Below are 11130 nucleotides of genomic sequence, written 5' to 3' on the forward strand. Positions count from 1 at the left end.
TAGTAATACTAAGGCTTTCCTCATTATCTTATTCCCCCCAGCGTTAAGAGAATAGTCCAATTGAATTATATTACTCGGATGTTAAAGAAGAGAAAGAGATGTGGAGCCTTACCTTCGAATCGCAGAGATGCTCACCTCCTCGGATATCGATCCGAACAGCTGACGAAGGGTACCCTCCCGTTTGAGTTTTGGACCTGTGTCGAGTAAGCCTGATCCTCCAACGCGGTCGGCGTGGGTGAAACCCTTCTACTGGTAAGGCTACCCGGACGGGTAGACCTCAATCCTTTCCGAGACTGTTAATAATGTAACATGTGAAATTGGAAAAGTCAAGAGGCAAGTACTTTATAAAATGATCCAGGTTGCCGAAACCAGCCCGCAAATATCCACGACATGCCACTATGGCATCCATCGCTATCTTATAAAACCGGAGGCAGTGGCCTGTATCATTGTTCACCGGAGATCAGCGAATAATCACAGAACAGCCCGAAAGCAGAATGTAGACATTTCAACAACCCGATCCTGTTCTCCCTCGTCTTGCTGTCCTCACAGTTGATCAGAACCTTGTCGAAAAATATATTGATCGCGGGGACCAGACCGGCAAGTATTTTTATTGAAGACCTTCCCTCACGCGGAAGGTCAAGGCAAAGAAGTCTTGATCCGGCCTCTGAGGCAGAGGCAAAAAGTCCGGTCTCGGATTTCTCGGTGAATAACGACTGGGAGAATCCACAACCATCACCCTTACCTTCAGAGAGACAGCGCAGGGCCTTTAACCCCGATTCGAACGTGATCTTCTCCCTCATTTTTTTGGGGATGATATTCGTCACCCTCTTCATGGCAAGGATGAAATCCCCAAGTGAACCATCATTCCGCATCTCCTGAAGTTTTCCTATCATATCACGAGCAGCAAACGGAATAGTCCATGGAGACATCATGATAGAGGATACTATGTCATGATCAAAATCCTGACTGCGAAGCATAGTGATGAATCGCTGGGAAAACAACTCCTTCACCTCACCTGTCACCTTTTCAGGATCGAAGTCGTCCGGGACCAGTCCGAGATCGGAAAACTCCTTACAGCTTCTGGATATCGCCTCTGGAAGATCTATTTCAAGTTTTCTCTCGATAGCAATCCGGAGAATGCTTATTGCGTGCCTTCTGAGCGCGTATGGATCCTGATTGCCGGTCGGACCGAGACCCTGGATCCAGCAACCCATTATCGTATCAAATCTGTCAGCAAGGGACAGGACCGTTCCAGCCTCTCCCTCGGGAAGCCTGTCTCCGGAATATTTTGGAAAGTAGTGCTCGTATATCGCCATGGATACTTCCTCAGCCTCACCGGATATCCGTGAATATTCACGTCCTATGTATCCCTGGAGCAGAGTGAATTCCTTTCCATCCTTTACCATCTCACTTGCAAGATCAGCCTTCAGCAACGCAGCTGCGCGAGCGATATTTTCCTTATGCTCACCCTTCGATTGCCCTGAGGTGGAACCGAGCCATCCGGACAGCCTTTCGATCCGCTCCGACTTCTGTTCGAGAGTGCCCAACCCTTCCAGCCACACTATGTCGGCAAGCTTTGCGGCCATCTCCTCGATCGGATGTGAAGTGTCTTCCATGAAGTAGAACCGTGCGTCCGCGAGTCTCGCCTGCAATACTCGCTCATACCCTCTTGTTATCTTCTGTTTGTTCTTACGTGCACCGTCAGCAAATGCGACAAAGGAAGGTAGCAGGTCGCCATTTTCGTCCTCTATTGAAAAATATCTCTGGTGACTCTTCAGCGCCGTCACGATGACCTCTCTGGGCAATCCCAGAAACGATGGATCGAACGAGCCAGACATGACTACTGGAGACTCGATCAGGTTTGCAACCATCCCACTGAGGCTTTCATCCTGCACAAGCCTCCCTCCCGCTCCGGATGCAGTTTTACCCGCCATCTTCGAGACGCGTCTCTTCCTCTCTTCATGATCGAGAATAATCCCGTTCTTCTTCAAGAATTCAAAATATTCCGAAATTCCGCCTATTTTCGTGAATTCTTCAAAATAAGGTGATAACCGTGTCGAAGATGATGATGAGACCGAACCGATTTTGAACGGCAGGACCTTCCCTCCATGGAATGCCAGTATCCACCGTACGGGCCTGGCGAAAAGGAAGTTGCTATCATCCCACTTCATGACCTTGGGGAAACGGATGCCGGATATCCATTCCGGAATATTATCGATCAATACCTCTTTTGTAGTTTTCCCCTTGATCTTTTTGACAACGGCTAGATACTCGCCCCTCTTGGTTGTGATCCTGCTGAGATCGTCGGGTTCGACACATTCTCTTCTGGCAAATCCTTCTGCTGCTTTTGTAAAATTCCCGTCCTCATCTACCGCGACTGACACAGGGGGGCCCATAACCGTCTCTTCAACCGCCTCCTGCTTTTCGTCGATATTACGAATAAGCACGACCAGGCGGTTGGGAGTCCCACTCACATAGATAGATCCGTACTTTATTCTTTCAGACTCAAGACCGTCACTGAACGATCCCTCAAGTTGTCTCAACGCCCCGTTAATATATCCACTCGGCAGGTTTTCACAGCCGATCTCGATAAGCAGCTCTTTTTTCATCGGCTTTCCTTTCTCCTGCTCTGCCCGTCACCACGCAGCAGGGGGAATCCAAGTTCCTCCCTCTGCTTCACATAATTGAAGGCTGTCTTTCGCGCGAGGTCCCTGATCCTGCTTATATAGCTCGTTCTTTCCGTTACGCTGATTGCCCCTCTTGCATCGAGGATATTGAATATATGTGAACACTTCAGCACATAGTCGTAAGCAGGGAGGATCAGGTCCGCCTCAAGCATCCGCAACGCCTCTTTTTGATATTTTTCAAATATCTCGAAATAGAGTGATGGATCAGCAGCCTCGAAATGGAACGCACTGAATTCCTTCTCCGCTACTCTGTTCAATTCACCCCACTTGATCCCATTACCCCATTCTATCTCCATAATGTCATCGACATCCTGTATGTACATGCATATTCGTTCGAGTCCGTATGTGATCTCTGCTGATATCGGGTTCAGCTCAAGTCCCCCGGCCTGCTGAAAGTAAGTGAACTGTGTTATCTCCATCCCGTCCAACCAGACTTCCCATCCCAGGCCGGATGCTCCCAGAGTGGGAGATTCCCAGTCATCTTCGAGCAACCTTATATCATGTTTTGAAGAGTCGATACCGATCGCTTCCAGACTGGCGATATAAAGCGGAATGACGTTTTCCGGAGCTGGTTTCAAAATGACCTGGTACTGATTGAATTGTTGCACCCTGTTCGGATTCTCGCCATATCGGCCGTCTTTCGGTCTTTTGCTGGGTTCGATATAGGCGGCCTTCCACGGTTCAGGGCCGAGGACACGGAGAAAAGTGCCAGGATTCATAGTTCCCGCACCGACCTCGGAATTATAGGGGGTCATTATCAGACAGCCCTGTTCCAGCCAGAACTGTCCGAGTGTCGATACTAGTTCCTGGAATGTCAAACTCATTCAACTCCTTTTAAGATCTTCAAAGCGTTAGGCAGCCTGTATCCTTCAACATGAAAAACGAAGAACCTGTGAAGGACCCTGCCTATTTCCTGACGGATCACTCTGTCCAGTTTCGTTTCGGCCAGGCCACCTGTACCACTTTCGATCATCTCTCTCAGCAATCCTGCAGACTGGCTGGAAAGAGATATTCCGGCTTCCCCACACTCCGGGCATGAAACATAGCCACTGGAAGGATTAATCGTAATGCCTGATCCCGCAAGACTTTTTTTACATTTCGAACATTCATCCATAGCAGGAAATACACCTCCAAAACCAAGCATTCGCGCCTCCAGCGCGAAGAACAGCGTCCAGGGATCCTTGCACCGATCGAGACTCAGGATAAATTCTTCGAGCAGATCGAACAGGCCGCCGTCTGTACCAGCGTCCACCACCGCCCGATCGACCACTTCGAGTCCCGCCTGAAAGATACAGATACTTTCCAGGCAACCACTTTTCGAATCGAAAGCGTGGATGTCCGCAATTTCTTTCAGAAGCTGCAGAGACCTCTGCTCTTTTTCATAGAACAGTATCTCGGCTGTGTTCCCGGTTCGCAGACAACCGTAAAACTGACTCCCGGCTTTCCTGGCCCCTTTCGCAAGGAGGCTTACTTTGCCATGATATTTCGTCAAAGCTGTTGCGATGATGCTTGATTCACTATAATCGAAACTCTTGAGGATCACTGCGCGATCTCTCGATATCCCGCTCAAAGACTCCTCCAGTACGTCAACCAGTTCCGATCCAGTTCAGGAAGACCGTAGCTATACCGAGATATACAAGGATACCGACGATATCGTTCACCGTCGTTATGAAAGGCCCGGTAGCAAGAGCCGGATCGATATTCGCTCTTTTTAATAACAGTGGGATCAGGGCTCCCATCAGTGTCGCCCAGCATATGATGATGAACATACAGAATCCCAGCAGCAGACCAAGCCTTACATTCTGTTGCCACAGCATAACCATGATGAGCAGTACCGATCCAAGCACTACACCGTTTATAAGCGAGACTTTCAATTCCCTGATCAGCTTGTTTCCGGTGTTGGCGATACTCAGCCCTCCGACAGCAAGTTCTCTCACGACGATGGCAGATGACTGTATACCGACATTGCCTCCCATCGCCATTATCACCGGGACAAAGAAAGCCAGAGCGATAATCGATTCGAGTGATTCCTTGAAACTGTTCATCACCATCGCAGAAGCGATCCCGCCTAACAGTCCGGTAAGAAGCCAGGGGAGCCTCGCTCTCGATAACCTGACCGGAGACCTCTCCCAGAACTCCTCCTCACCCGTACCGGCCATCATCGTTATATCCTCGTTGGCTTCCTCTTCGATTACATCGATAATGTCGTCAACAGTGATTCTTCCAGCAAGCACACCTGAAGAATCCACGACAGGCAAGCTGTAAAGGTCGTATTTTGAAAAAAGTGCCGCCACTTCCTCCTGATCAGTCTCCGCAGTCACGGTGAGGAAATCCTTATCCATCACTTCTTCCACCCTTTTATCAGGATCCTCGATAAGCAGGTCGATCACCGGGATACTGCCCAGAAGCCTTTTACTCCGGTCTATGACGAAAATATTCTGAATATGCTTGATCTTCTCTCCTACGGCCCTTACCACTCCGATCACATCCGAGATCTTCATCCCCGTCATCACGGTGACAAGTTCTCTCTCCATCAATCCGCCTGCTGATTCCTCGTCGAACTTGAGAAGTTCGCTTACATCCTCATAATCCTCCCGACTGATCTTGTGGAGGACAAGTGGTACGTTTACTTCTGGAAGCAGGTTGATTATATCGGTGGCATCATCACTGGCCATGAACTCGATAAGAGGGACTACCTCGTCGACAGAAAGAGTTTCCAGAATATTCCGTGCTATCCCCTCATCGACGAGAGTAAGGACTTCACTCGCCGTTTCCGGCTGGAGTACCCTGAAAACGATTTCCCATGATCCCTCAGGAAGAGCCGATATGACATCAGCACAATCGGGTGCCCTCAGGCCTTCAAGGACTCCTCCAAGGGCCAACATATCTTCTGTTTCGATTATTGTCTCGATAGCCTCAGCTATCTGATCAGGCTTTTCTTCCATGATGCTACCTCTGCATTTTCTGGAAGGATGAGAATGAGGCTAAAACACAGCCAAAGTCAAGGCTTTATTGACAATCAGGCCTTTTCAGGGTCCGGGGGACCTTGGCTGCTCGTCCTGTCTCTATCGATGATCACAGGGGGAATGACCGCTCCACCCGATATGACCATCTTGAGAGCATCTTCTACTGAGACATTCAGGGGAATGGCTTCCTCTTCAGGGATCATCAGGAAAAGTCCTGAAGTCGGGATCGGAGTAGTAGGCATAAAGACATTGATATATTTCTTCTCCGGACCATCACCGATCCTTGTTACCCAGGTAGAAGTAACGAATCCGACGACAAATATCCCTGGCCTTGGATACTGGATCAGAATGGCTTCCTTGAATACCGTCCTCTCATGCCGCAAAAAGACTTCGCTTGTCTGTTTTATAGCTGTGTACATCCTGTTGACAAGGGGGATCCGGGTGACAAAGCCCTCTGTCCATCTCAGGATCTTTCTGCCGATAAAATTACCTGCAAAGACACCAGCCACAAGAATGAGAATGGTAACTGCAATAAGTCCAAGTCCTGGGATATCGAGGAAAGAATATTTCTCTACGACGGGCCTGAGGATATTGTCCATCGACACAAAGATCTTGTACAGGATCCATCCTGTCAGGACAGTTGGCAGAAGGATCACCAGTCCTGTTAGAAATTTTCTTCTCAGCCAGCCCATTTCATATCTCCAGTCATAATTCCATCCATATTTCCCGAAGACCCTCTGTTACAGATATCAGAGTCTCGTTATTTTTCTTTCCCTGGAAGCCTTACTACTACTTCCGCGATCCTCTGGCCCTCCAGGCGGTCGATCCTGAACTCCATCCCCTCATATTCTATCTCTTCTCCTTCTTCGGGGACGCGGCCGAGAAGGTCAAAGATAAAACCTCCAAGAGTATCAACATCATCGGAAAGAAGAGAGATGTCCAGCAATTCATCGAGTTCGTCCAGATTGATCCGACCCTCGACAGAATATATATTCTCTCCCATCGCACGCACCAGAGGCCCTTCCTGGTCGTGCTCGTCTCTTATCTCCCCTACTATCTCCTCAAGGATGTCCTCAAGAGTAACTATTCCGGAAGTGCCTCCATATTCATCAACGACAATAGCGAGATGTTTTTTCATCATTTGAAATTCCCGAAGCAGTTCTTCGAGCTTCTTTCCTTCTGGAACAAAGAAAGGCTCCCTCACCAGGCGACGTATATCGTCACTCTCATCCTCGCATGAAGTATCGACCAGGTCCTTGACACAAAGAATTCCCAGTATCCTGTCGATACTCGTATCGTAGATGGGCACCCTTGAATGCCCTGCCTCGGATACCTGTTCCCGTATATCCTCGATATCGGCCTGAAAATCTATAGCGAAGACATCGATCCTTGGAACCATCACTTCCCTGACCTTCTTCTCCCCGAACTCTACGATACTTCTTACAAGCATGCTGCCGTTCTTCTCTATAAAGCCCTCGCTGCCCTCACCGCTACCTGGAAGCAGGAACAGTGGAAGAGCTATTTCGGCGGGAAGATCGGGAAAAGGAATTGATACGAGTTTCAACAGAAACACGCTCAAAGGCTTGAGAAGAAGGAAAAATGGAAACACCAGGTAGGAGACCAGGACCGCTACCATTCGCGGTTTCCTCGTAGCAAACCCCGCTCCAGCAATAAAAGAAACCGCGATAGCCAGCGCACTGAGCAACGCAGGAATAAATCCTGTTGTAATCCTGTTCGTACCACCGGGGTGCAGGAGACCACTGAACAGGCCGGGAAGATTGACGGTCGCCACTATTATCAGCAGAGCTTCAAGCAGAAATAGTACGAGCAGGAGATGAAGTCTTTCCCTGTGAAGGAGTCTGAGAATACGTCTTCCTCTTGACTCCCCGGGAAAAGCCTTCTCCTCATGCATCCTTGAAAGCACGGGAAAGGCGGTCATAGCACCAGCGATCACAATCTGTGCGGTGATAAAGATAAAAATTCTTGCAACCAGGATAGTAATGCTGTCCATCTATTCACTCCGGGGGGTCATTCGAACATTCTGTCGAGGGTCCGAACAGGAACCGCTCCATCAAGATGACGGCGCTCGGCTTTTTCCATTCTCCGGCTTTCCACCTCATTACCATGAACAAACCCTCGCAAATGGCATAGACCGTGAACTATCAGCCTGAGAAGCCACGAGTGCCGGGACACCCTTCTTTTCGCAGCTCCGGCAACAAGTCTGTTCCAGCAGAGATAGATTTCGCCGGCCGGACCGCCGGGAGAAAGAGTGCCTTCTTCATCAAGATAACTGAAAGTAAGTATCTCAGCTGCCCCTTTTCTTCCCTTGTAATTCCTGTTCAGCCAGGCCATCTTCCTTTCCCCTACCAGGATTATCTCTACAATCGTGTTCCGGGGAGCAAATCCCGAAGCCAGTCTGGCAATATCTTCAGAAGCCCTGTTAAACTCTGTTCTTCCTGTCACTCTGGGGCGGCTGCTTTGGATTGTCTTCATCTGATCTTTCCTTCGCTTCTTCTTCATCCTGCTTGGGATATGAGATACGTGGATGGAAAATGCCGGTGAGAAGCTGGATATATTTTTCCTTGATTATGGAGATATCGTTCAGTGTCAGGCCACTGTCGTCAAGTTCACCATCGTTCATCCTGGCCGCGAAGATCTTTGAGATCATCGCTCTGATACGTGGAGCATTGGGCTCCTTGAGCGACCTGACAGCAGCTTCACTTGAATCTGCCAGCATGATCAGAGCGGTCTCCTTCGACCTCGGCCTCGGGCCGGGATATCGGAAATCATCTATGTTCACGCTGTCGTGAGAATCATATTCCAGAGCCTTGTTATAAAAATAGGCCATTACCGTGGTCCCGTGATGCTCTCTTATTCCATCTATTACGATATCGGGCAGATTTTCGCTTTTAGCGAGTTCCACTCCCTCTTTCACATGGGAGGCCAGGATAAGGGCACTCATCGTGGGTGACAATTTTTCATGTTTGTTCAGGTTGTCGCCCTTGTTTTCGAAAAAATACTCCGGTTTGGCCAGCTTGCCGATGTCGTGATAATATGCCGATACGCGGGCAAGAAGTCCATTTGCCCTGATGTCATGCGCGGCCGCTTCTACCATGTTCCCGATCATCAGGGAATGCTGATAAGTACCGGGGACTTCCATTATCATTCTCTTGAGAAGTGGCCTGTTGAGGTCACTGAGTTCCATCAATGTAAAATTTGTCGTCACACTGAAAAGCGACTCGAATATCGGAAGTAGAAACATTATCAGGATAGTACAGACGAACCCATTCGCTATTCCCCAGATAGCATCCTTGAGAAATCCAGCGAATGTAATATTTTCAGCAAGTCCAAAACTCACGATTCCGATAATGTACGCTATCGAGATGTAGAGAAATATTGTGTAGAAGTTTTTCCGTTCCCTCAGCTGTGAGATCGATATTATAGCGGCCACTCCCGCAAGCACGGAGATGAAAACAAAGCCTGCGGACAGATCCGCATGGATGACCATCATGAAAGCGGCGAAGAAAGTAAATATCAGGGCAGTCATCGGGCCAAAGAAGGCCGCGGTCACAAGAGGGACAAACGCGGCAGGGATCAGATACTGACTTAAAAATGGAAGTTTGATCACAAGAGCCATTAGGAGAAGATAAAACACGATCGCGATGAACGCGAGTCCCAGCCTGGCTCTTTCAAGCAGCACCGATCTGTCGAATTTCATAAGGGCTATCCCCAGAACGATAATAAGACTCAGAATCCTCATGATCTTCCCGACGTAGAGAAGCACTCTCTTCCACCAGGAAGTCTCGATCTCCATACGGACCCTGTTTGTCTCGAGAGCCTTGAGAATATCGACCTGCCTTGCCGTGACCTTGTCGTGCTTCGCGATTATCCGCTGATTATCTGAGACCCTGAATGCTTCAGCTACCTTTTCCATGGCAATATTTCGCCGTGTCTGAGTCTCTTTGTGGTCATAGACAAGATTGGGCATCAAGTGAGATCTGAGAATATCGTAGAACAATTCGACAGCTTTATCATCGTTTCGAAAGACTCTTCTTGCTTCTTCGATAATCACCGATTCAAGAGCGCTCTGCTCTATGACCGGGGATGACAGGATCAGTTTTTCCGTGTCTCCTGAAACAACCGTGATATGTGGATAATCTCTCCTGCGCAGAGGACTGGCGTCATTTATGATCCCCTTCTCAAAGAGCTGCCTCTGAAGCCGAAGTCCTTCCGAAAGCATTTTCCTTCTGAGTGACCTGTCAAGCAGAAGCTCTACAGGATCCCGCCTGAGACCCGGAGCCATATCCTTGATCCAGGATATCTTCTCTTCCGAGCTCAGGGTGTCGGCTGAAGCTATCGAGCCTATCCTGCCAATGAATCCTTCCAGATCTGCAGGAAGATGCCGGACTCCCTCTTCTTTCGTCCAGAAAACCGGTGGGACTTCTACTGCGGCCTTCGCCCTGTTGATCTCGATCTCCTGCTTGCTCAGCGGAACAACAAAATTAAATGGGGCTATCACGTCCGAATCGGCGATCTCACCTTCGTTGAACTGGATCTCCTTGCTTTCTCTCGTCGGTGGAAACAACAGCACGGACAGGATGATGAACACTACTGCGCCAGCGATAGCCAGGATCCTGCCGTTCAGGTCGAGACTGTGTGGAATCAGCTTTTTTAAAAGCCCTGAAAAAACCCAGGACTTTCCGTTCTCTTTTCCCCCGGAAGTCTGATCAGCCATCGTTTTCCTCCAGATCCGGCCTCGTGTTGTCCCCTGAACTACGCTTATCAGGGCCGGAAGTCGCACGGTTAGCTGGACTCAGGGCGCTGAACGCCTTGATTATCCTTTTTACAAGTCTGTGTCTGACCACATCCTCTTCACCGAAAGTAACGAACTTTATCCCTTCCACATCTTTCAGGATATCCCTTACCGCGACCAGCCCGGACATGGCCGGGTCCACCAGGTCGATCTGTGTTATATCACCGGTTATAATAGCTTTTGAATTCACACCCAGCCTTGTGAGAAACATCTTCATCTGGGTGACCGTACTGTTCTGGGCTTCGTCCAGTACCGCGAAAGCGCTGTTAAGGGTCCTGCCCCTCATATAGGCGAGCGGCGCTATCTCAAGTACCCCGGCATCAATCATTTTATCGACCTTTTCCCTGCCGACCATATAGGTCAATGCATCGAATATCGGCCTGATATACGGATCGATCTTTTCTTTGAGGTCTCCCGGCAGAAATCCGAGATTTTCTCCCGCCTCGACTACCGGCCTCGAAACATAGATCTTCTCTATCTCGCCACTTTTTAGAGCTGCGAGTGCCATGGCAATCGCCAGGTAAGTCTTGCCCGTACCTGCGGGCCCTATTCCAAAGACTACATCGTAATCTCTTATCGCGTCAACGTACTCTTTCTGCCTCACGCTCCGGGGCACTATCTTCCTGCGCTTCACACTGGAATAGAATACGACCGATCCGTCCAG

At 49.2% G+C, this 11130-nt stretch carries 9 protein-coding genes; all 9 read right to left on the minus strand.

Features of this window, described 5'->3' with window-relative positions; translation table 11 throughout:
* Positions 1 to 443 precede the first annotated feature (443 nt).
* Positions 444 to 2609, minus strand: a complete 2166-nt coding sequence (glyS, locus tag KOO63_11400) for a glycine--tRNA ligase subunit beta (protein ID MBU8922412.1) — start codon at positions 2607 to 2609, stop codon at positions 444 to 446.
* Complete coding sequence (gene glyQ / locus KOO63_11405) at positions 2606 to 3511, minus strand: glycine--tRNA ligase subunit alpha (protein ID MBU8922413.1); 906 nt, start codon at positions 3509 to 3511, stop codon at positions 2606 to 2608. Before glyQ ends, glyS begins: the two co-directional genes overlap by 4 nt.
* Complete coding sequence (gene recO / locus KOO63_11410; protein MBU8922414.1) at positions 3508 to 4257, minus strand: DNA repair protein RecO; 750 nt, start codon at positions 4255 to 4257, stop codon at positions 3508 to 3510. The genes glyQ and recO overlap by 4 nt, the downstream gene beginning before the upstream one ends.
* A 16-nt stretch (positions 4258 to 4273) precedes the next feature.
* Positions 4274 to 5632 carry a magnesium transporter gene (mgtE, locus tag KOO63_11415; GenBank protein MBU8922415.1) on the minus strand — a complete coding sequence of 453 codons (1359 nt, stop codon included), beginning with the start codon at positions 5630 to 5632 and terminating at the stop codon, positions 4274 to 4276.
* Between the two features lie 74 nt (positions 5633 to 5706).
* Entirely contained in the window at positions 5707 to 6345 is a 639-nt protein-coding gene (locus KOO63_11420; protein MBU8922416.1) for a DUF502 domain-containing protein, read from the minus strand.
* A 68-nt stretch (positions 6346 to 6413) separates the two neighbouring features.
* Positions 6414 to 7664: a hemolysin family protein gene (locus KOO63_11425; protein ID MBU8922417.1), complete on the minus strand. Its 1251-nt coding sequence runs from the start codon at positions 7662 to 7664 to the stop codon at positions 6414 to 6416.
* A gap of 17 nt (positions 7665 to 7681) precedes the next feature.
* The gene (gene ybeY / locus KOO63_11430; protein ID MBU8922418.1) at positions 7682 to 8146 is read right to left on the minus strand and encodes an rRNA maturation RNase YbeY; all 465 of its coding nucleotides are present in this window, start codon (positions 8144 to 8146) and stop codon (positions 7682 to 7684) included.
* Positions 8094 to 10388 (minus strand): HDIG domain-containing protein, encoded by a 2295-nt coding sequence (locus KOO63_11435; protein MBU8922419.1) that lies wholly within the window; start codon positions 10386 to 10388, stop codon positions 8094 to 8096. The genes ybeY and KOO63_11435 overlap by 53 nt, the downstream gene beginning before the upstream one ends.
* Positions 10381 to 11130, minus strand: a 750-nt coding sequence (locus tag KOO63_11440; protein MBU8922420.1) for a PhoH family protein, incomplete at its 5' end; no start/stop codon positions are given. The genes KOO63_11435 and KOO63_11440, both read right to left, overlap by 8 nt.

The organism is Candidatus Latescibacterota bacterium (assembly GCA_019038625.1).
GTDB lineage: Bacteria > Krumholzibacteriota > Krumholzibacteriia > Krumholzibacteriales > Krumholzibacteriaceae > JAGLYV01.